Raw genomic sequence first — 21,144 nt, forward strand, 5'->3', positions numbered from 1 at the left:
TCGGGATGGTCGCAGTCGCCATTGCCAACGACTATTCGGCGGCGGATCACACTCTCCCTATCGATGCGGCTCATCAAGCTCATCGTCCCCGACGACGAGCGCGAGACGGTCCTCGACGTGCTCCGCGAGGAGAACATCGATCGCGTCGTCACCCGGGAGGCGAGCGAGCGCGACTCGTCGACGCTGGTGGAGTTTCCCTTGCCCACGCAGGCTGTCGAGTACGTCCTCCGCGAACTCCGTGACGCGGGGTTCGACGACGGGCGTTACACCGTGATCGCCGACGCGGAGACCGCGAAGACGGCCACTTACACCGAACTCGAGGATCGCTTCGTTGCGGGCGTCGAAGAGGACGACAGCGTCGCTCACGAGGAGATCCGGGCGAAGGCGCTCGACATGCACCGCAACCCCGTGACCTACTACGCGATGACGGTGTTCAGCGCGGTCGTCGCGGCCGCCGGCCTCCTCCTCAACTCCGCGGCGATCGTGGTCGGCGCGATGGTGATCGCGCCACAGGTCGGCTCGGCGATGATGACCAGCGTCGGGATGGCGCTCAACGACCGGAAACTGATCGGGCTCGGACTCCGCTCGCAGACCGGCGGGCTGGCGGCGGCGATCGTCGCCGCGATCGTCCTCGGGTTCGCGCTCGAAACCACGGGGGTCGTTCCGACGGGTCTCGACGTCGCGAACGTCGCCCAGGTCGCCCAGCGCACCTCGCCCGGTCTCCTGGCGTTCGCGGTGGCGATCTGTGCGGGGACTGCTGGCGCGTTCGGGCTCTCGACCGGGCTCTCGGAGGCGCTCGTCGGCGTGATGATCGCGGCCGCGCTCATCCCGGCCGCCGCGGCGGTCGGGATCGGGGTCGCGTGGGGGCTGCCTGCGGTCGCGCTCGGCGCACTTGCGCTGCTCGTGGTCAACACCGTCACGGTCAACCTCTCGGGTTTTCTCGCGCTCGGCTACCTCGGCTACCGGCCGGGGACCTGGGGCGACGACGGGGGTCGCCGACGGTTCGCCCCGGTGGCGATCGCGCTCGCGGTTCTGATCGCCGTGCTCGCCGTCTCGGGGCTCGGCCTCGTCGCACAGGTCCAGTTCGATCGCGCGGTCAACGACGCCGCCGACGACACGCTCACCGAGGAGCGGTACGGAGCGGTCGAACTCGAAGACCTCTCGGTCGAGGTGGTCGGTGCGGACGTGCTCGGCGGCCAGCGCTCGGTCGTCGTCACCGTGAGCAAACCCGCCGACCGGTCGTACCCGGATCTCCCACGAGCGCTCGCGAACACGATCGAGGATCGAACCGGAACGTCGGTGGCGGTCGAGATCATCATGCGGGATCGCCGAGCGTTCGACCCCGATGCGTCGGCTCTTCGACCCAATCCACAACTGGCTTCCGAGCGAGCGCCGCTCACTCGCCGAGCAGCGATTCCTTCGCCGCCCGCGAGAGGCGCTTGATCGCGTGCTCCCGGGAGAGCGCCGCTCCCTTGTCCGCGAACGTCTCGACGTAGCGGAGTTCGACCGGCGTCCGTCCGCGGGTGTACTTCGCGCCCTCGCCCGCGTTGTGTTCGCGTACCCGTCGGTCGACGTCGGTGGTATAGCCGGTGTAGAGACTCCCGTCGCTACACTCGATCACGTAGACGTGATGGGACACGCGATCCGCTTGGGGGGCTATCCTCAGGCGTTTTTCGCTCGTTCCTTGGCCGCCTCGGCGATGCCCGCGTTCGCCGCACAGCCGGGGCACGCGAAGATCCGGCCGTGTTCGTCGGCGAAGACGCGCTCGAACCGATCCGAGACGTGCGCGCCGCAGTAGTCACACTCTGGCATGGGGGACTCGTCGACAGCGGCGGCTGTCAACGATCCACTATACGCTCTCGAACGGTAAATATCCTCCCCGAGCGGCCGCTGGGCGTGCATTTTCGGTGATTCCGATCGGCCGTCGCTCCGGACCACTCGCCGTCCTACTGGGGCTCTCGATCGCGCGCCGCGTCGATCGCCCGTGCGATCAGGCCCGCCTGTGCGCCCGCGACGAACCCTGCATCGACGTTCACCACAGTCAGGACTGTACACGACTGGAGGAGGCCGGCGAGTGCGGCTTCGCCGTCGCCGCCGTGGCCGTAGCCAGAGGCCACCGGCAGCCCGATCACCGGCGCGTCGACTAGCCCCGCCAACACCGTCGGCAACGCACCCTCGCGGCCGGCAGCGACCACGAGGGCGTCGGCGCGTCTGATATCGTCGAGCCGATCGAGCGCCCGGTGGAGCCCGGCCACGCCGACGTCGTCGACCCGCTCGATCGTCGCCCCCATCTCCCGCGCCACGGCGGCGGCTTCGCCCGCTGGTCTGGTGTCAGCAGTCCCCGCCGTCACGACGCCGACGATCGCATCGAGGTCGGCTGCTTCGTACTCGGCCGCGTGCGCCCGGAGGACGCCCGTCCGCTCGTCGAACGTCGTGGTCGCGTCGGGGTGTTCGTCGGCGAGGTGGTTGACGACCGTGTCGGCGGTCGTCGGATCGACTCGCGTTGCGAGCCCGCGGCCGGTCGTCTCGACGGCGAGGGAGACGAGTTCGGCGACTTCGGCAGATGTCTTCCCATCACCGAGCACCGCCTCGGGGACGCCGCGGCGCTGCTCGCGGGCGGCGTCGAACCGTCCCGCCTCGCCGGTCGCGTAGCCTGCAAGCCGCGATTCCGCTGCCGTCACCGAGATCTCGCCCGCTGCGAGCGCTTCGAGCGTCTCGCGCATACCACCGGTCGGTGCCCGAACTACTACTCCCCATCGACTCCTCGTTTGACCGCGAAACGGGTCGAGAACCCCAGAATCGAACGATTATGGGAACGTTTATAAAGGTCCCTTCGGAACAAAGCTGCGTATGGCAGACCTGATCGTCAAAGCCGCCGTGAAAGAAGAGCTCAATGACATGAACGTTGCGTCGGACTTCTACGACGCGCTCGACGAGGAGGTCACGGAGCTCCTCGACGACGCCGCGCGACGAGCCGACGAGAACGACCGCAAGACGGTCCAGCCGCGCGACCTGTAATTCGGTTTCCCCTTTTCACGTTTTTCGCCCGCCGAGCGACAGCACCCTCATCACGCCAGCGAGGCACGAAGCTGTATAGCTGGAGTGCGTACTGGGTATCGTCATGTCGGACATGGAGGCACCGATGGGCATCGACACCGACGCACGGGCGTTCAACTACTACCGCCACGCCGTCGAGAAACACTGGGATCCCCACGAGATCGATCTCGCGACGGATCGCGAGGCCATCGCCGGGTCGACGACGGCGGCTTCGAGGGACTCAAGCGCACGCTCGCGCTGTTCGGCGCTGGCGAGGACTCCGTGACGACCGATCTCGCCCCGCTCGCGGTCGCACTCGACGAGTTCGAGGACCAGTTATTCGTCACGACCCAGCTCTACGAGGAGGCCAAACACGCCGACTTCTTCGATCGGTACTGGCGCGAGGTGATCCACCCTGCCGAGGACGACCGCGGACAGGAGCGGTCCTCGCCGACCGACGAACGGTGGTTCCCCGCCGAGTACGACGAACTGTTCGAGCGCAACGAACGCGCGATGGCCCGTCTGCTCGACGACGACACTCCCGAGAACCGAGCGAAAGCGTACTCACACTACCACATGACTGTCGAAGGAATCCTCGCTCAGACGGGGTACTACGGGCTCACGCGCCAGTTCGATGCGGACACGTATCCCGACCTCCCACACTTGCCGGGGCTGGTCGCCGGGCTCACGTCCATCCGGAGCGACGAAGGCCGCCACGTCGGGTTCGGGATGGCGAAGCTCAAGGCACTCATCCGGACCGAGCGCGTCGACCCCGCCGTCGTCGAGGAAACCGTCGGCGACCTCCTCCCGCTGGTGCAGGCGTCGATCCCGAGCCACGAGCCCGACGGCCCCGGCGTCACGCCGACCGAGCTGGTCGAGTACGCGACGACCAAACACGAACAGCGGATGCGGCAGATCACCACGGCGAGCGAGCAAATCCCGGATGTCGAGGAACTGACCGCGCTCGCGGAGTGACGACGCGCACGCACTCTCGCCGAACACCAGTACTGTCTTGACCCGCACGCTCCCAGACCACGCTCATGTTCGGCACCAGCGGCATCCGCGGGCCGGTCGGTGAGACGGTGACGGCCGATCTCGCGCTCGCGGTCGGCCGGGCGGTCGGGATCGACGCCGACAGCGCCGTGGTCGGTCGCGACCCGCGCGAGAGCGGTCGGCTCCTCACCGACGCGCTGACCGCCGGCCTCCGTGAGTCCGGCACTGATGTGTTCGATCTGGGGCTCGCAGCCACCCCGACGGTGGCACGCGCGGTCGGCTGGCACGACGCCGACGCCGGAATCTCGGTCACGGCGTCGCACAACCCCGCACCGGACAACGGGATCAAGCTCTGGCAGCCGAGCGGCCAGGCGTTCGACGAGGCCGCCCGTGAGACGATCACTCGGCGCGTCCGCGAGGACGAGACCGATCTCCAAGCATGGGACTCGCTCGGCGATCGCACCCGGACCGACGCCGCCGAGCGCCACGTCGAATCGCTCGTAGAAGCAGTTTCGATCGACGACCCACTCTCGGTCATCGTCGATCTCGGCAACGGGGCCGGCGGCGTCACCGTCGACGCGCTCCAGGCCCTGAACTGTAAGGTCGAGACGCTCAACGCCCAACCTGATGGCGGGTTCCCGGGCCGGCCCTCCGAGCCCACGGCAGAAAACTGTGGCTCGCTTCGAACCCTTGTGGAGACGACCGACGCCGATCTCGGGATCGCCCACGACGGCGACGCCGACCGGCTGCGGGCCGTCACCGGTGCGGGCGAGTTCCTCTCGGGCGACGAGTTGCTCGCACTGTTTGCACGCGAGGCGGTCGCGCGGAGCGATGTCGACGAACCCCGCGTCGCCGTTCCCGTCGACACCAGTCTGGCGGTCGACGACGCACTCGCCCCGCTCGGGGCGACGGTCACCCACACGAAAGTCGGCGACGTGTTCGTGGCCGAGCGTGCGACCGAGTCGGACGTGGTGTTCGGCGGCGAGCCGAGCGGCGCGTGGATCTGGCCCGACGAGACCCTCTGTCCCGATGGTCCGCTCGCGGCCTGTCGCCTCGCGGCGCTCGCCGCCGAGCGCTCGCTCGACGAGCGCGCCGGCGAGATCGAGACTTACCCGATCCGACGCGCGAACGTCGAGACAACCGAGAAAGCAGCGGTGATGGAACGTGTCGAGGAACGAGTGCTCGCGGAGTACGACGACGTCCGGACGCTCGACGGCGTCCGCGCCGACTGCGGGGACGCGTGGTTTCTGGTGCGCGCGAGCGGAACCCAGCCGCTCGTGCGGATCACCGCCGAGGCGCGCGACGAAGCGCGTGCTGGGGAGGTCTTCGAGACCGTTCGAGAAATCGTCGTTGACGCCGAGAACTAGCCGCGCCGCGTCGACCGCGCTTGCCTGACTTCCGCGCCGTCGCGGATCTTGTCCTCACACTGCGGGCACACCCGGGGCTCCTCGATCTCACTCGGTGTGAAAACCCTGGCGTACGCCGCCGTCACGAACGCACCACAGTTCTGGCATTCAGGCATACGCTTTCGATTCCACGTCACCGGATATATACTCCACGATACGGTCTCTCACGCTTTCGAGTGTCAACACGACCCATATAACACCGAACGGCCAGTTTCCACTCTCCGCTCGGGGGGGTCGGGATACCAACGCTCATTCGAGCAGCCACCCAAACACAGTCATGACCGTTCTCCTCGTCCGCCACGGCGAGACCCCGTGGAACGCGGCCCGACGAATCCAGGGCTGGGCACCCGTTCCGCTCTCCGAACAGGGGCGCGAGCAGGCCACGCGCCTCGGCGATCATCTCGCCGCAACGTACGACGTCGATCGGCTCGTCGCCTCCGACCTCCGGCGGACCCGCGAGACGGCGGCGTTGATCCGAGGGGCCGGCGTCGATGTCGAACCGACCTTCGACCGGGCGTGGCGCGAGCGCGATTTCGGGGTGTATCAGGGGCTCTCCTACGAGGCGCTGTTCGAGACCTACCCCGAGTTCGCCGTCACTGAGTCCGGCATCGCGGCGCTCGAAGCCGTCCCCGAGCGTGGCGAGAGTCTGCTCGACTGCCGCGAGCGCGTGCTCCGCGCGTTCGATCGTCTCGTCGCCGATGCGGGGGACGAAACGGTGTTGATCGTCACCCACGGCGGCCCGCTCTACGCGCTGCTCGGTCACCTGAAGGGAATCGACTACGTGGAATCGATCGCCGGCGAGTCACAGGGAAACTGCGCGGTGAACGAACTCCGGGGCGGCCAGAACGGGGGGTTCGAGATCGTCCGCGAGAACGACACGAGCTACCGGGAGTGAGATCGTCCCGGGCTGCCGTCGATCTCAGTCCTCGGCGGTCGGGTACTCTGCACCGAGATCGAGGTCGCCGGAAACGGTGTCCGACGCGTCGCCTTCTGCTTCGGCCGCCGTCTCGGCTCCCCCATCATCCCCTGGGCTGACGCTTCCGGTGCGGTAGCCGTGGAGATCGAGGGTGACGTGCTCGAAGCCGATGTCGGCGAGATGCTCGCGGGCCGCTCGAACGAAGTCCGAATCGAGTGCGCGCTCCAACTCCTCGGGCGCGACCTCGATGCGCGCGAGGCCGTCGTGATCGCGCACCCGGAACTGCTCGAACCCCCACGTTCGGAGCAGGGTTTCGGCCTTCTCGACCCGCGAGAGGCGCTCCTCGGTGACAGCCAACCCAGTGGGAATCCGCGAGGAGAGACACGCCATTGCGGGTTTGTCCGCGACCGAGAGCCCGTACTCGCGGGCGATCCCCCGAACCTCCTCCTTCGTGATGTCGTGTTCCAATAGTGGAGAGTAGGCGTTCAGCTCCTCGACCGCCCGGAGACCCGGTCGGTGGCCCTCGCCGGGATCGGAGGCGTTCGTCCCGTCACAGACCGTCGTGATCCCCAGCTCCCGTGCGGCGTCGAACATCGCCGAGAGCCGCATCGTGCGGCAGTGATAGCACCGATCGCCGTCGTTCGCCACGAACTCATCACTACTGAGCTCCGAGAACTCCGCGATCTCGTGGCGAACGCCGATCTCGTCGGCGACTCGGTTCGCGTCGTCGAGTTCGGCGGCCGGCAGCGTCTCGCTTTTCGCGGTGCAGGCCACGGCATCCTCGCCGAGCGCGTCGTGGGCGAGCGCCGCGACGACGCTCGAATCCACGCCACCCGAGAACGCGATCAAGACCCCGTCGCGTTCGGCGAGATCGGCACGGACGGCGGCTGCCTTCGCCTCGACGTTCATGGCTCAGATTCGGGGCCGCGGGCCAAAAGCGCGTTGCGTTTGCGGGAGGACCAGTCCACATCTTCTCTTTGCAGCGAGACCCACAGACTGCTTCCTGAACCGCCGATCGTGACTGTGTACTGGTGCTGAAATCCACGCACCGTCGATATCCGGCCCAAATGAGAACCGCAGGCCACACCCTCCCCAACCGATTCCTTCGCATCGGTCGCTCCGCTCCCTCGCTCAGTCATCCCTCGCACGAGTCGCGCGTCTTCGACGTGCTCCCGCGCGCCAACGCCTCAAATCCACGGTGGTCGGTAAGTAGCACTGCCCACCGACAAATCGATCGCTCCCCGGATGGTTTTTGCCCCCGGCGGGGCTTGACGCGAGCGATGGACCTCGAATCGGTCCCCGGCGTCGGTCCGAAAACCGCCGACCGCCTCGCGGCGCTCGACGAGCCCGAGCGCGCGCTCGCGGCGGGCGACGTGGCGGCGCTCGCCGAGGCTCCCGGCGTCTCGCCGGGGCGAGCCGCGACCATCGCGCGGGCGGCGATCCAGGCCGAGCACGACGACACCGGGGAGTTCCTCGCGACCGACCGCGCCCGCGAGATCTACCGTGACGCGCTCTCCCTGCTTCAGGAACGCGCGGTCACCGACTACGCCGCACGGCGGCTCGAAACGCTCTACCCCGCCAGCAGCGAGTCACGGATCGAAGAAGTGCGTGAGTGGACCACGGAGGCGATGGCGCGCGAACCCGGTCCCGAGGTGCTCGACGCACTCTCTGGCGTCGAACCGCTCGAATCGCCCTCGGGACTCAGAGTCCGCGAGCGGTGTCTCGCCACCGCCGATGCCGAGCGCCACGCCGCGGCCGAGACCGCCTACCCCGAGATTTCGGTCGAGATCGTTGAGGACGCCCGCGACCTCGCTGACCTCGCGACGGGGTACTCGACGGTGATCGTCCTCGACGAATCCTTCGCCGGGATCGATATCGCGGGCGACGTCCGGGTCGAACCCGACGCGCTCGAACGCCCCGCAATGGTGGTGCCCGAACGGCTGCTCGCCTTCTTCGCCGAGAACCGCGATCGGCTTCAGGCGGCTGCCGCGGTTGCACGGGCCGCCGATCTCGACACGCCCTGCGATCTCGCGGCGCTTGACGACGCACTCGGCCGGCTTGACGACGAGAGAAGCGTGGTTCCCGACGACGAGCTTGCGCGGCTGCGTCAGGCAGTCGACGACCTCGACGCGGCGATCTCCACAGGTGAAAGCGTGGCGAACGATCGGCTCCGCGCCGCGATCGAGGAGCGCGATGTCACCATCGAGGGTTCGGACCTGCTCTCGTTGGTCGAGCAGGGCGCTGGCGTCGACTCGCTGCTCTCGCGGGAACTCGCCGACGAGCACGCCGAAGCGATCGAGGCCGCACGCGAACATCTCGTCGACGCGCTCGATCTCGATCCTGGGGAAAGCGAGATCGCCGCGCGGGCGTTCCCCGAGGAGCCCACCTTTCCTGTGGAACACGACGAGGATGTCGTGAGCCGACTCCGCGAGGAGCTCACCGCCGCGCGCGACCGGCGAGCGAGTAGAATAAAGCGCGACCTCGCGGCGGACCTCGCCGATCTGCGCGAGGACTGCGAGGCGCTCGTCGGCGCGGCGCTCGAACGCGACGTCGAACTCGCCGTCGCGCGCTTCGCCCGCGAGTTCGAGTGTACGCTGCCCGAGTTTGGCGGAAGAGGAGTCGCGATCGAAGCCGGCCGCTTGCCCCTCCTCGACGTCGACTTCGACGCGGTCGAGCCGATTGACTACGAAGTCGCGGGCCCGACGCTGCTCTCGGGGGTCAACAGCGGCGGGAAAACCTCGACCCTCGATCTCCTCGCGCTCGTCACGATCCTCGCGCACATGGGGCTGCCCGTCCCCACCGAGCGGGCGGTAGTCGAGCGCTACGACTCGCTGCACTACCAGGAGAAGAGCCAGGGCACTCTCGACGCGGGCGCGTTCGAGTCCACTCTCCGGGAGTTCGCCGGCCTCGTCTCGGGGGTGGGTCGCCGGCTCGTGCTGGTCGACGAACTCGAAAGCATCACCGAACCGGGTGCGTCGGCCCGGATCATCGCGGGCATCCTCGAAGAGCTCGCGGGCGACGAGACCACTGCCGTATTCGTCTCCCACCTCGCCGGCGAAATTCGCGAGGCTGCCGGGTTCGAGGTCCCCGTCGACGGCATCGAGGCGGTCGGACTGGAAGGGGGCGAGCTCGTCGTGGAGCGCTCGCCGAAGAAAGACGTCCTCGCGCGCTCGACGCCCGAACTCATCGTCGAGAAGCTCGCCACCCAGGACGGTGGTACGACCGCCGACGGTGCGGAGCCGTTCTACGAGCGCCTACTGGAAAAATTCGAGTGATCGTTTCGGCATTATCCACGAGCCGTTGGGACGACAGACCCTGCAAGCACAGGGCCGCCGAAGCCTTGAAGCCGGCGGGGAGCGAGGTGAAAGTGATGGCCGACGACGGCGACATGCTCTCGTGGGACGAGTCGGTCTTCCGGGACGAGGGCGTCTTCGAGGTGGATTACCTCCCGGAGACGTTCCACCACCGCGACGACCAGCTCGACGGCCTCCAGTACGCGCTCCGGCCCGCCGTCCGGGGCTCGCGTCCGCTGAACGCGATGGTTCGCGGGCCGCCCGGCACCGGCAAAACCACCGCCGTTCAGAAGCTGTTCGGCGAACTCGACGCACGGCGTGGGGTCCGAGCGGTGCGAGTGAACTGCCAGGTCGATTCGACCCGGTATGCGGTGTTCTCGCGGCTCTTCGAGGCGATCTTCGAGTACGAACCGCCCGCGAGCGGGATCTCCTTCAAGAGCCTGTTCGAGCAGATCACCGACCATCTCACCGACGAGGGCGAGGTCCTGGTGGTGTGCCTCGACGACGTGAACTACCTCTTCTACGAGGGCGAGGCCTCCGAAACCCTCTACTCGCTCCTGCGCGCCCACGAGACCCACGCGGGCGCGAAGGTCGGCGTCATTCTGGTCTCCTCCGATCTCGATCTCGACGTGATCGCCGATCTGGACGAACGCGTCCAGTCGGTGTTCCGGCCCGAGGAGGTGTACTTCTCGGCGTACGACGAAAGCGAGATCGTCGATATCCTTCGTGAGCGCGTCGAGCGCGGCTTCCGTAACGACGTGCTTGGCCCACGCCCGCTCGATCTGGTGGCCGAGCTGACCGCCGAGACCGGCGACCTCCGGGTGGGGATCGATCTCCTCCGGCGTGCGGGACTCCACGCCGAGTCGCGCGGGAGCCGCACCGTCACGATCGAGGACGTCGAGTCGGCCTACGAGAAGGCCAAACACGTCCACCTCTCGCGGCGGCTGGGCGAACTCACCGATCCCGAACGCGACCTCCTGCGGGTGATCGCCGATCACGATGGCGAGCGCGCCGGCACGGTGTACGAGGCGTTTCACGACGAAACCGACCTCGGCTACACCCGCTACTCCGAACTTATCAACAAGCTCGATCAGTTGGGGCTCGTCGACGCCAGTTACACCAGCGTCGAGGGTCGTGGACGCTCGCGCGAACTCTCGCTCGCCCACGACGCCGACGTGATCCTCGACCGGCTCTGAGACCGTCTCGATCCGTTTTCGCTCGGCTGCGTCCTCAGCGCCCGATCAGCCGCGCCCGGTCCATCTGAGCAACAGGAGTGTGCCCTCGAACAGTCCGATCATCGTCGCGGCGACGATGATGGGGGCCATCCCGGTCGGGTCGGGGCTGAACAGGAACGCGACCCCGGCGAACCCACCCCAGAAGTAGAGCCGCCGGCTCGTGAGCCACGCCCGCGTCGTGAGTCCCATCATGATCGCGAGCATCACGAACAGCGGGATCTGGAAGACCAGCGCGAAAAAGCCCATCAGCAGCGTCATCAGACCGAACGTATCACCGAGCCCGAACGCGATCTCCGCGACGGGCTTCGAGTAGCCGAGGAAGTAGTTGAACATCACCGGGAGAACGAGGAAGAAGGCGAAGCCGACCCCGATTATCGCGAACACGAGGCTCGTGGGGACGGCTGCGAGGTAGTACCGGCGCTCTTTGTGGTAGAGTCCAGGGCGCATGAACCGATAGGTCTGATAGACGAACAGCGGCAGCGCGACGACGAACCCCGCGAGCGACGCCGCCTTCAGCCGGGCGAGAACGAGTGCTAGCGGGTCGTAAACGTACGGACAGGCTGCGCTCGCCTGGTCAGCCGTGACCGGGCAGGCTGTGGGTGAACCGGGGAGGAAGGCGTACCAGATGAAGTTGATGAGGTCGTCGGCAAACGGAAAGACGACGCCGCTCACGACGCCCATCGCCACGATCACGATTCCGAGGCGTTTGACCATCTCCTCGATGTGATCGGCGAGCGGCATCTCGCTGTCGTTGAGCGGTGCGGTGTCGGCGGGCTCGTTTGCGGTGGTCCCGCCCGTCTCCGTCGACTCGGCCATCTGACGGTGGGTTTGCCGGTGAGCGTTGTAAACTTTCTTCTCGGCAGCCGGGAGAACGCGAGCACTGGTAGACAAGATTGATAACGAGGTGTCGGCTACGCCCACCGAAGCAACGAATGTCGGGAGCCGTCGACGACGATGTCCGCCGATCGGTCGCACGCGGCCGGGAGACGCTCGGGGCGATGCTGTCGGCCGCCCAGACTCATCTCCAGAAGGTCGCGATCGCCTTCCTGATCGGGTTTCTCGGCTCGTTTTACGCGCTCTGGCTCTACGTCTGGGATCGCCTGCAGACGGATCTCTTCGCGCAACTTCCGGCCGATGTCGCCGAGGAGACCTCGGTCATCGGCACCACCCCGTTCGAAGTGCCGCTGTTGCAGGCGAAGATCGCACTCGCGGTCGGCGGGATCGTGGCGCTGCCCGTTCTGCTCTACTACTCGCGCGAGGCGCTCCGCGAGCGCGGCTACTGGGTCACGGTCGGCTCGCGCTGGAAAGTGGCTGCCATCGGGCTGATCGCTGCGCTGCTCTTTCTCGGTGGCGTCGCCTACGGCTACTTCGTGTTCTTCCCGTTGATGTTCTCGTTCCTCGCGGAGCTTTCGGTCCGGGCCGGCTTCCAGCCCACCTACTCGATCACGCTCTGGGCGCAGTTCGTCTTCCTGCTCATGCTCTCCTTCGGGCTCGCCGCCCAGCTCCCGCTCGCGATGACCGGCCTCTCGCTCACCGGTATCGTCCCCTACGAGACGTGGCGTGAGAAGTGGAAGTACGCCATCATCGGCGCGTTCGGCTTCGGTGCGCTGTTCTCGCCACCGGATCCCTTCACGCAGGTGCTCTGGGCGGTACCGATCATCGCGCTCTACGCGCTCAGTCTCGGTCTCACCAAGGTCGTGGTGACGCTCCAGCGCGGCGGCAGCGCGGTCGACGCGGGGCGGGTGCTCAGGGAGCGCTGGCGCGCGATCCTCGCGGTTCCGACGATCGTGGCGGGCGCGATCGCCGCCCTGATCGTCGCCGGTTTCGGCGGGTTCGTCAACCAAACCGTGGTGCCGGCGATCCCCTACATCTCGCCGAGCGAGCCGGTGTTCACGTACATCGGCCCGCTGCTCGGGCTGCCGCGCGATCTCGCGATCGCCGTCGTCGCGGGAGCGGCGTTCGTCGCCGTTCTCGTGCTCTCGTTCGCGTACGCGCTCTACCGCGCCGCCGGCAGCGCCGCGACGGAGACCGGCCGAGCCGGTGATCCGACCGCGATCGATTTCGAACCCCTCGACGCGGCTGGCGTTCGGGCCGCCCCGACCGAGGCGTTTCGCGGTCTGAGCGAACAGGAGGCGGTCGCTCAGGCCAGTATGGCGACGAGCGACGGCGAACCCGAGAAGGCCCGGGCGATCCTCGATCGGTTCGACGAGGCGGAAGCAGCCGCGGAGACGGAGGATGAGTCCGACACGGCCCTCGACGAAGCCGAACATCCGGGCGAACCTGGTTCGGCACCCGATGCGGGGAACGACGCGAACCCGGTGTTGAGCCGCACGACGGGCGTCGTGGACGCGTTCACCACCGAAGAGACGACCGAGGAGGACGTCGGCGGGTACTACTACGACATCGCGTTCGTGCTCGACAGCCTCCGATCGCGGGCGTTCTTGTTGCTCGCGATCTTCATGTCGGTGCTCGCCGGGACCTTCCTCTGGTTCCTCGGGAACCTCCCCGGGCAGTCGGCTCCCGGGATCGACCAGATCCGTGGGGACTTCCTCGGCCGGCTGCCCGCAACCGTTCGTCCCGAGCAGGTGGGGATCGTCGAACTCCATCCGACCGAGGGGCTCGTCTTCGCGATCAAGCTGAGTACGCTGTTCGCGGCGCTCGCGGTCCTGCCGCTCCTGCTCTACTACGCGTGGCCGGCGTTGCGCGAGCGCGGGATCACGGCCGGCGACCGGCGCGTGCTCATCGTCTGGGCCGGCGCGCTGTTCGTCAGTCTCATCGGGGGGATCGCCGTCGGCTACACCACGATCGCGCCCGCGGTGATCTCGTGGCTCGCTGGCGACGCCATCGGTGCGGGGATGGTGGTATCCTACCGCATCTCGGCCGCCGGCTGGCTGGTCTTCTTCACCACTGCCGGGATCGGGCTGCTCGCGCTCGTTCCGGTGACGATGGTGCTGTTCCATCGCGGTGGCCTGATCCCCTATCGGGGAATGCGCAATCGGTGGCGCGAGGTCACGGTCGGCGTGTTCGCGATCACCGCCTACGTCTCGCCACGCGGCGTGTTCATGATGTTCATCCTCGGGATCCCGATCATGCTGTGTTACGGGCTGGGGCTCGGCTTGCTCTGGCTCTACACCCTCGGCGGCCGGCGCGCCTCGTGGGGCGAGGAGCCGGGCGAGAGCGCCGACTGATCGAACGGCCTAACTGCTCGCCCGGGAACTCCCGGGTATGATCCGGCGACACGCAGCCACACGCAGGAGGACCGACCGATGAGTACGTCCCACAGTGGACGTGCATCCGGCATGCAGGTGGCGCTGATCGCGCTGTTCGTCACCGCGCTCGTGACCGCCCAGCTCACCGCCACCAAAATCCTCGGGTTTTCGATCCCGTTCTCGCTCCCGGTCACGGGCGACACGCTGATCCTCCCCGGTGCGTCGCTCGCGTACGCGCTGACGTTCCTCGCATCGGACTGCTACGCCGAACTCTACGGCCGGCGTGCGGCCCACGTCCTCGTGAACATCGGTTTCGCGATGAATCTCGTTCTCTTAGGACTAGTCTGGGGGACGATCGCCGCGCCCGCCGCCACGTCGAGCGTCGATCCCGCGGCGTTCGCGACGGTGCTCGGCGCGAGCACCAACGTCGTGCTCGGGAGCCTGCTCGCGTACGTCGTGAGCCAGAACTGGGACGTGTTCGTCTTCCACCAACTTCGCGACTACACCGAGGGGCGCGCGCTCTGGCTCCGGAACGTCGGCTCGACCGCGACGAGCCAGGCGCTCGACACCGTGATCTTCGTGAGCGCCGGTACTACCTCGCAGCCGTCCCCACGAGCCTCGTGTTCGCGATAATCGGGGGCGGCTTCGCCTTCTTCCTCGTTCTCCCGGTGATGTTCAACTACTTCCTCGGCTANGAGATGTGTATAAGAGACAGCCTCCGTCCTGCTCGCGCTCGGTGTCGGCCAGTACCTCCTCAAACTCCTGATCGCGGTCTTCGATACGCCCGTGGTCTACGCCATCGTCGGCTACGAGCGCTCGCGGAGCGACGCCCGACCGACGGCTAGCGCCGACTGATTTTACGGTTGGCGCGCGCTCGCGCTCGTGTGTGAGCGACAGCGAACACCGAGCGCGGACATTGCGCGAGGGATGACTGAGCGGAGTGAGCGAAGCGAACGCAGCGAAGGAGTCGGTTGGGGAGGCGTGTGGCCTGCGGTCTCTCAGTTGTGTCGGGATTCGCGGTCTCGTCGCGGACTCGTGAGTACGAATCATTCCACCGGATTCGTGAGTCCGAGCCACAACCCGACTCAATCGATCCGTTCGGCGAACCCGAAGCGCGGTTTCACGCCCTCGATCCGAACCTCAACCGTCTCGCCTTCCTCTGCATCCGAAACGAACAGCGTATAATCGTCGACTTTCGCGATCCCGTCGTCCTCGTCGCCCGTGTCGGTGATCTCGACGGTCAGTTCGTCATCCACCGCTACCGGCGCGGTCATCCGACCTTTCCCTACGAGGAAGAGCTCGGACGATTCGTCCCGGGAGGCGTCGGGGCGCACAGTCCGAACGTACTCGAACTCGTCCTCAATATCGGCTTCGAGGTCGTCGAGATCGCGGCCGTCGAAGGCTTTCACGACGAGATCGCCGCCCGGTGTGAGGATCGTTCGCGCCACGTCGAGCGCCTGACGCGCGAGATGGATCGAGCGGGCGTGATCGAGCTCGTACTCGCCGGTCATGTTCGGAGCCATATCCGAGAGCACGAGATCAGCTTTTCCCACCCGCTCTGCGATCTCCGCTTGGGTACTCTCCTCGGTGAGGTCCCCGCGGACCGTCTCGACACCGTCGATCGACTCGATGCGCTGGCGGTCGACGCCCACCACGCGACCGCCGTCCGCACGTTCGGCGGCGACCTGGAGCCAGCCGCCGGGCGCGGCCCCGAGATCGATCACGGTGTCGCTCGGAGCGATGAGGTCGGCGGTGTCGTCTATCTGCTGGAGCTTGTACGCCGACCGCGAGCGGTAACCCTGCTGTTTGGCCTTGTTGTAGTATTCGTCCCGACCCGACATTCGTTGGTTGGCGTAGACCGTGTGTGCGTAAACGCCCTTCGTTCAGCCGTCACTCGCTCAGCCGTCATTCGTTCACCCATCACTCGCTCAGCCGTCATTCGCTCAACTGTCACTCGTTCAGCCGTCATCCCGTTTCGGTCGGCAGGCGGTGCTATCGACAACCACGGGAGAACGACGACTTTCCACCGACTGTCCGAACCACGCTGTATCGATATATAGCAGCCTGTCCTGCTCCGCCCACCAATTTATATATATTAGAAGCAACTATGTAGTAACCCCCCTCGTTTTCACGCGATGACGCGCAAAGCGACGCGACGCCGCGTACTGATGGGGATCGGCACCGGAACCGCGATCGGGGTTGCTGGCTGTACCGGTGGTTCCGGCAACGACGGCGGTGGTGACAACGGCAGCGGTGGCAACGGTAGTGGCGGCGGCAACGAGAGCGGCGGGAGCGGTTCCACGAGCGGTGGCCAGGGGATCAGCGGGGGCAGCGCACAGCAGTCGAGCGGCGCGCTGACCGCCGACGGCTCCTCGACGGTCTATCCGATCACGAGCGACGGATCGTCGGTCTGGAACTCCAACCCGCCGGCCGATGACGGCGAGTACTGGGGATCGAACGACGAGGGGACCGCCCCCGGCTACGAGGCGCTCGGCAGCCCCGACATGCCGATGACCGAGTTCTTCGCGAGCATCTACGGGCTCGATCCCTACCAGGTCAACGTCGGTCTCAGCCACTCGGGGACGGGGATCGAGAAGCTGATGAACGACCAGGTCGACATCGGTGACTCCAGCGCGCCCGTCCAGGACGAACTCCCCGAGCGCGAGAGCTACGACGACTTCGTCGATCACGTCGTCGGCGTCGACGGCCAGCCGGTCATCGTCAGCCAGGCGATCGCGGATGCCGGCGTGACGAAACTCACCGGCGAGCAGCTCCGCGGCATCTACACGGGTGAGATCACCAACTGGTCCGAGATCGATTCGTACTCCGGCGACGACAAGGAGATCCAGAACATCTGTCGTGCGGAGGGGTCGGGCACCGATACCGCCTTTCGAGCGAACTTCCTCGGTGATCCGAACGCCGAGATCGCCTGCTCCCAACGGATCGGCCAGAACCAGCAGGTCCGCTCGACGGTGCTCAACGCCGACAACGCGATCGCGTACATCGCGCTGGCGTTCACCGGCAACGGCGCACCCGCGATCGCGCTCGAACTCGACGGGACCACCTACGAGCTCGGCAAGAACCTCGGCTCGAAGGACTACCCGCTCTCGCGCGACCTCCACTGCTACACGTGGAAGGACACCTCGCCGAAGGAGTCCGCGTTCATCAACATGCTGCTCACCGAGTTCGGCCAGCAGCAGTTCGTCGCGGCGAACGATTACTTCAAACTGCCACCCAACCGCCGCGAGGAGGAGCGCAGCAAACTCGCCGATCCCGAAAAGCAGATCGAGTACAGCGGCGGCAATGCGTCCTCCGGCAACGCGTCCTCGGGGAACGCGAGCAGCTGAGGTCGTCGGCCGGTCGGCCGACCCTCACACAACTGAGACATCAAATGAAACATCCATATTCGCATGCCGACCATCCCTGAACAGTGGCTGCCGGGCAGCCTCGGCGACAGGACCACCGACACCGACCGGAGTGCCCTCGTTGCGGGTGCGATCGGCGCGCTCACCCTCGCGGGTGTCGCGGTCGGGTTTCTCGTCCAGTCGAGCTTGACGGCGGTGTTTTTGCTGGGGTTCCTCGTCGTGGTGGGCTTCGGCTGGTACGCCCACCAGGCCGAAACGGCGAAGGCGCTGACCTTCCTCGCGACGGCGTTCACCGTCGCCGTGATGGGGCTCATCATCGTCTTCCTCTTCCGGGAGGCGTGGCCGGTGTTCGAGCTGATGGGACTCGATCTCATCACACGAATCAATCCCGGCGAGGCTGGACTGTGGGACACCGCAAGCTCGGTGTACTCGCTCACCCCGATGATCTGGGGCACGGTCGTGACGACGATCCTCGCAATGGCTATCGCCGGTCCGCTCGGGATCGCGAGCGCCGTGTTCCTCGCGGAGATCGCGCCCGGGTGGCTTCGGGACATCGTGAAGCCGGGCGTCGAGATCCTCGCGGGGATCCCGTCGATCGTCTACGGCTGGCTCGGATTCATCGTCATCAACGGCTACTTCAGCCGGTCGGACACGTTCGATCTCGCCTCGAACGGGAGCCTCGTGGTCGCGGGGATGGTGATCGGGCTGATGGCGCTGCCCACCGTGGTCTCGGTCGCCGAGGACGCACTGACGTCCATTCCGGAGTCGATGAAGAGCGGTTCGCTCGCGCTCGGCTCGACCGAGTGGCAGACCACGATGGGGATCACGATCCCGGCGGCGTTCTCGGGCGTTTCGGCCGCCGTCCTGTTGGGCGTCGGTCGTGCAGTCGGCGAGACCATGGCCGCGACGGTGATCCTCGCCAACGTCACCGAGTTCCCTGGGCCGCTGTTCGACGCCTTCGACAACACCATCACGCTCACCAGCGTGATCGCCAACCAGTACGGCGTCGCCCAGGGACTCCACCTGAGCGCGCTGTTCGGCGCAGGCGTCGTGCTGTTCGTCACCGTGCTCTTCCTCTCGATCGGCTCCCAGCTGATCGAGGAGCGAATGGAACGCAACCTCGGTGGGAACCAATGAGTGACGCGTACGGAACTGATGCGACGCTCGTTGAGGGGCGCTCATCAGCGTTCGAGCGTGCGAGTGCGCTCGCGGTCGGGCTTTCGTTCCTCGCCTTCCTGTTTTCGTGGACGGCGCTGTTCCGGATCACGCCGCCCACGTCCGAACTCCTCGGTTTCACTCTCTACGACCTCTTTGGGGTCGGCCTGGTCGTCGTCGGGGCGATCGTTCTCGGGCTCGGCGTCGCCTCGCGAACCGATGTTGTCACGACGACACCGAGCGACACAGGAGGAATCGCCGCCGCGACCGCGTTCGGCCTCTCGGCACTCGTCGCTGCTGGCCTGCTCGTCTCACAGACGCTCGGGCTAGGTGTGATCGCGTGGCTGCCGGCCGCGCTGGCCGCGGGGGCGGTGACGGCGGTCGGCGTGGTGGGCGCGCGCGAGGACATCGCTGCGACGATCCCGGCGGGAATCCTCGCCGTCGGCGTCGGTCTCCTCTTTCTCACGGGTATCATCGGTCCGGACTGGGTGTGGTCCCCGACGGGCTTTGCGGCGTCCTTTCATGCGCCGGTGGTCGTCCCGTTGCTGACGATCCTCTGTAGCCTGCTCGCGGCGTGGCCGGCCGCGAAGGCGAGCGCGGGCTTTGGCAGCCGGGGCCGGCAGACCGGTGCGTACCTGTTGATCGGAATCAACACGTTCTCGATTCTCGCGATCCTCGTCCTGCTGATCGCGTTCGTCGCCATGCAGGGGCTGCCGAAGCTCACCGACGGCTTCGAGATCGGTCTCGATGGGTTCGCGTGGCCGTTCATCACGAACGTCTCGCAGGGCATCTACGTCGATATCCCGGGCGTGCTGCCTGCAATCTTGGGGACCGCGTGGCTCGTCGTCGGTGCAGTGCTCTTTGCGGTGCCGCTCGGCGTCGGTGCGGCGCTCTTTCTCACCGAATACGCCGACGAAGGTGGGTTCACCCGGATCGTCGAGATCGCGACCAACGGGCTCTGGAGCACGCCGAGTATCGTCTTCGGGCTGTTTGGATACGCCTTTCTCGTTCCGCGCTTCGGCAACACCACGTCGCTGTTCGCCGGAATGCTCGTGCTCGGGTTCATGCTACTCCCGCTGGTGCTCATCACGAGCCGTGAGGCGATCATCAGTGTTCCCGACGAGTACCGCGACGCGAGCGCCGCGCTCGGAGTGAGCCAGTGGCAGACCATCCGCAGCGTCGTGCTGCCGGCGTCGGTGCCGGGTATCGTCACGGGCGTCATCCTCGGCGTCGGCCGGATCGCGGGCGAGACAGCGCCGATCCTCGTCGTGATGGCGGGGTCGCCGTTCCCGAACTCGACACCGAACGTGTTGGGTTCGTTCGCGTTCACCACGACGCCACCCTTTATCACCAACGACGCACTGCTGACCTCGGCCAGCGCACTCCCCTACCAGCTCTACGCGACGATCACCGCGGGCGTCGGCGCGACCGACGTCGAGGCGTTCGGGTGGGGAACGGCGCTGGTCTTGCTGCTCGTCGTGCTCTCTTTCTATGCCATCGGGATCGCGACGCGGGCGTACTTTCGGAGGAAACTACGCTATGAGTGAAACAGAGAACCAACCACGACCCGACACTGCGACGAACGGGACCGACCGAACCGACCAGGCTGACCGAACCGACCGAACGGACAGCACAGCAACCGATACGCGGCCATCGGGACGGCAAACGACGGCCGGCGAGACCGAAGAGACGGTCCACGACGAGTGGGTCGAGTACGACTACGCCGGTGCGGCGAAGGTCACTACCACGGATCTCAACGTCCACTACGGCGACGATCGCGCGATCGAGGACATCTCGATCGAGATCCCCGAGCAGAGCGTGACCGCGCTGATCGGGCCGTCGGGCTGCGGGAAATCGACGTTCCTCCGGTGTCTGAATCGGATGAACGATCGCATCCGTGCCGCGGCGATCGACGGCTCGGTCACGGTCGACGGCGAGGAGATCTACCGCGACGGAGCGAACCTCGTCGAGCTGCGAAAGCGCGTCGGGATGGTGTTCCAACAGCCGAACCCGTTCCCGAAGTCGATCCGGGACAACGTCGTCTACGGCCCGCGAAAACACGGCGATATCAAAACAGGACTTCTCTCGCGGCTGTTCGGTCGGGACACGAACGAGAAGGAAGACGAGATCGTCGAACGGTCGCTCCGGCAGGCGGCGATTTGGGACGAAGTCGAAGATCGACTTGACGACAACGCGCTCGGACTGTCGGGCGGCCAACAGCAGCGTCTCTGTATCGCACGGTGTCTCGCAGTCGATCCCGAAGTCATCCTGATGGACGAGCCCGCGAGCGCGCTTGACCCCATCGCGACCTCGAAGATCGAGGACCTCATCGAGGATCTCGCCGAGGAGTACACCGTGGTGATCGTCACCCACAACATGCAGCAAGCCGCCCGCATCTCCGACCAGACCGCTGTCTTTCTCACTGGCGGCGAGCTCGTCGAGTACGGCGACACCAACCAGATCTTCGAAAACCCCGAGAGTCAGCGCGTCGAGGACTATATTACGGGGAAGTTCGGCTGAACGTCGTTCTCTCCCG

General features: G+C 66.6%; 18 protein-coding genes and 2 pseudogenes. 13 read left to right on the top strand and 7 right to left on the bottom strand.

From position 1 onward, the window contains the following. Positions 1-63 precede the first annotated feature (63 nt). Positions 64-1,443 (top strand): TIGR00341 family protein, encoded by a 1,380-nt coding sequence (locus C450_RS03625; protein WP_005040123.1) that lies wholly within the window; start codon positions 64-66, stop codon positions 1,441-1,443. On the opposite strand, the gene C450_RS03630 is transcribed toward C450_RS03625, so the two are convergent. The 3 genes from C450_RS03630 to larB form a co-directional block, all read right to left on the bottom strand. Continuing rightward, entirely contained in the window at positions 1,397-1,639 is a 243-nt protein-coding gene (locus C450_RS03630) for a GIY-YIG nuclease family protein (protein ID WP_005040125.1), read from the bottom strand. The genes C450_RS03625 and C450_RS03630 overlap by 47 nt on opposite strands. Before the next feature lie 23 nt (positions 1,640-1,662). After that, positions 1,663-1,812 carry a DUF7563 family protein gene (locus C450_RS22290; protein ID WP_005040127.1) on the bottom strand — a complete coding sequence of 50 codons (150 nt, stop codon included), beginning with the start codon at positions 1,810-1,812 and terminating at the stop codon, positions 1,663-1,665. A gap of 134 nt (positions 1,813-1,946) precedes the next feature. Next, on the bottom strand, positions 1,947-2,723 hold the full coding sequence (larB, locus tag C450_RS03640; RefSeq protein WP_005040129.1) for a nickel pincer cofactor biosynthesis protein LarB: 777 nt from the start codon (positions 2,721-2,723) through the stop codon (positions 1,947-1,949). Between the two features lie 127 nt (positions 2,724-2,850). Between larB and C450_RS03645 the strand changes: the two genes are divergently transcribed. The 3 genes and pseudogenes from C450_RS03645 to glmM all read left to right on the top strand — a co-directional run bounded on the left by C450_RS03645 (position 2,851) and on the right by glmM (position 5,396). Beyond that, entirely contained in the window at positions 2,851-3,018 is a 168-nt protein-coding gene (locus C450_RS03645; RefSeq protein WP_005040131.1) for a hypothetical protein, read from the top strand. 103 nt (positions 3,019-3,121) lie between these two features. Then, a pseudogene (locus C450_RS03650) lies at positions 3,122-4,011 on the top strand (ribonucleoside-diphosphate reductase). Positions 4,012-4,076: 65 nt separating this feature from the next. After that, on the top strand, positions 4,077-5,396 hold the full coding sequence (gene glmM, locus C450_RS03655; protein WP_005040133.1) for a phosphoglucosamine mutase: 1,320 nt from the start codon (positions 4,077-4,079) through the stop codon (positions 5,394-5,396). Here the strand turns inward: glmM and C450_RS22295 are convergent. Then, positions 5,393-5,551, bottom strand: a complete 159-nt coding sequence (locus tag C450_RS22295) for a DUF7563 family protein (protein WP_005040135.1) — start codon at positions 5,549-5,551, stop codon at positions 5,393-5,395. The two genes, glmM and C450_RS22295, sit on opposite strands and share 4 nt — an antisense overlap. A gap of 161 nt (positions 5,552-5,712) precedes the next feature. On the opposite strand from C450_RS22295, the gene C450_RS03660 reads away from it, so the two are divergent. Next, on the top strand, positions 5,713-6,330 hold the full coding sequence (locus C450_RS03660; protein ID WP_005040137.1) for a histidine phosphatase family protein: 618 nt from the start codon (positions 5,713-5,715) through the stop codon (positions 6,328-6,330). Positions 6,331-6,354: 24 nt separating this feature from the next. Here C450_RS03660 and larE read toward each other — a convergent pair whose 3' ends face one another. Beyond that, on the bottom strand, positions 6,355-7,260 hold the full coding sequence (gene larE / locus C450_RS03665) for an ATP-dependent sacrificial sulfur transferase LarE (RefSeq protein WP_005040139.1): 906 nt from the start codon (positions 7,258-7,260) through the stop codon (positions 6,355-6,357). Positions 7,261-7,631: 371 nt separating this feature from the next. On the opposite strand from larE, the gene C450_RS03670 reads away from it, so the two are divergent. Together C450_RS03670 and C450_RS03675 are read left to right on the top strand one after the other, a co-directional pair. Beyond that, positions 7,632-9,626, top strand: a complete 1,995-nt coding sequence (locus tag C450_RS03670; RefSeq protein ID WP_005040141.1) for a helix-hairpin-helix domain-containing protein — start codon at positions 7,632-7,634, stop codon at positions 9,624-9,626. A 95-nt stretch (positions 9,627-9,721) separates the two neighbouring features. Further along, positions 9,722-10,840 carry an ORC1-type DNA replication protein gene (locus tag C450_RS03675; protein ID WP_005040143.1) on the top strand — a complete coding sequence of 373 codons (1,119 nt, stop codon included), beginning with the start codon at positions 9,722-9,724 and terminating at the stop codon, positions 10,838-10,840. Between the two features lie 45 nt (positions 10,841-10,885). Here C450_RS03675 and tatC read toward each other — a convergent pair whose 3' ends face one another. Further along, a complete protein-coding gene (gene tatC / locus C450_RS03680) occupies positions 10,886-11,695 on the bottom strand; it encodes a twin-arginine translocase subunit TatC (RefSeq protein WP_005040145.1) in 810 nt (269 codons plus the stop codon). 116 nt (positions 11,696-11,811) lie between these two features. Here tatC and C450_RS03685 point away from each other — a divergent pair, with 116 nt between their 5' ends. Both C450_RS03685 and C450_RS03690 read left to right on the top strand, forming a co-directional pair. After that, positions 11,812-14,067: a twin-arginine translocase subunit TatC gene (locus C450_RS03685; protein WP_005040147.1), complete on the top strand. Its 2,256-nt coding sequence runs from the start codon at positions 11,812-11,814 to the stop codon at positions 14,065-14,067. A 78-nt stretch (positions 14,068-14,145) separates the two neighbouring features. Then, positions 14,146-14,943 (top strand): annotated as a pseudogene (locus C450_RS03690) (queuosine precursor transporter). Between the two features lie 230 nt (positions 14,944-15,173). Here the strand turns inward: C450_RS03690 and C450_RS03695 are convergent. Continuing rightward, complete coding sequence (locus tag C450_RS03695; protein ID WP_005040153.1) at positions 15,174-15,929, bottom strand: 23S rRNA (uridine(2552)-2'-O)-methyltransferase; 756 nt, start codon at positions 15,927-15,929, stop codon at positions 15,174-15,176. A 327-nt stretch (positions 15,930-16,256) separates the two neighbouring features. Between C450_RS03695 and C450_RS03700 the strand changes: the two genes are divergently transcribed. The 4 genes from C450_RS03700 (at position 16,257) to pstB (ending at position 21,128) form a co-directional block, all read left to right on the top strand. Continuing rightward, positions 16,257-17,435 carry a PstS family phosphate ABC transporter substrate-binding protein gene (locus tag C450_RS03700; protein ID WP_005040156.1) on the top strand — a complete coding sequence of 393 codons (1,179 nt, stop codon included), beginning with the start codon at positions 16,257-16,259 and terminating at the stop codon, positions 17,433-17,435. 63 nt (positions 17,436-17,498) lie between these two features. Next, positions 17,499-18,590 carry a phosphate ABC transporter permease subunit PstC gene (gene pstC, locus C450_RS03705; RefSeq protein ID WP_005040158.1) on the top strand — a complete coding sequence of 364 codons (1,092 nt, stop codon included), beginning with the start codon at positions 17,499-17,501 and terminating at the stop codon, positions 18,588-18,590. Further along, positions 18,587-20,155 (top strand): phosphate ABC transporter permease PstA, encoded by a 1,569-nt coding sequence (gene pstA / locus C450_RS03710; protein ID WP_005040160.1) that lies wholly within the window; start codon positions 18,587-18,589, stop codon positions 20,153-20,155. Before pstC ends, pstA begins: the two co-directional genes overlap by 4 nt. Next, the gene (pstB, locus tag C450_RS03715; RefSeq protein ID WP_005040163.1) at positions 20,148-21,128 is read left to right on the top strand and encodes a phosphate ABC transporter ATP-binding protein PstB; all 981 of its coding nucleotides are present in this window, start codon (positions 20,148-20,150) and stop codon (positions 21,126-21,128) included. Before pstA ends, pstB begins: the two co-directional genes overlap by 8 nt. Positions 21,129-21,144: the final 16 nt, after the last annotated feature.

It is taken from the genome of Halococcus salifodinae DSM 8989 (genome assembly GCF_000336935.1).
Classification (GTDB): Archaea; Halobacteriota; Halobacteria; order Halobacteriales; family Halococcaceae; genus Halococcus; species Halococcus salifodinae.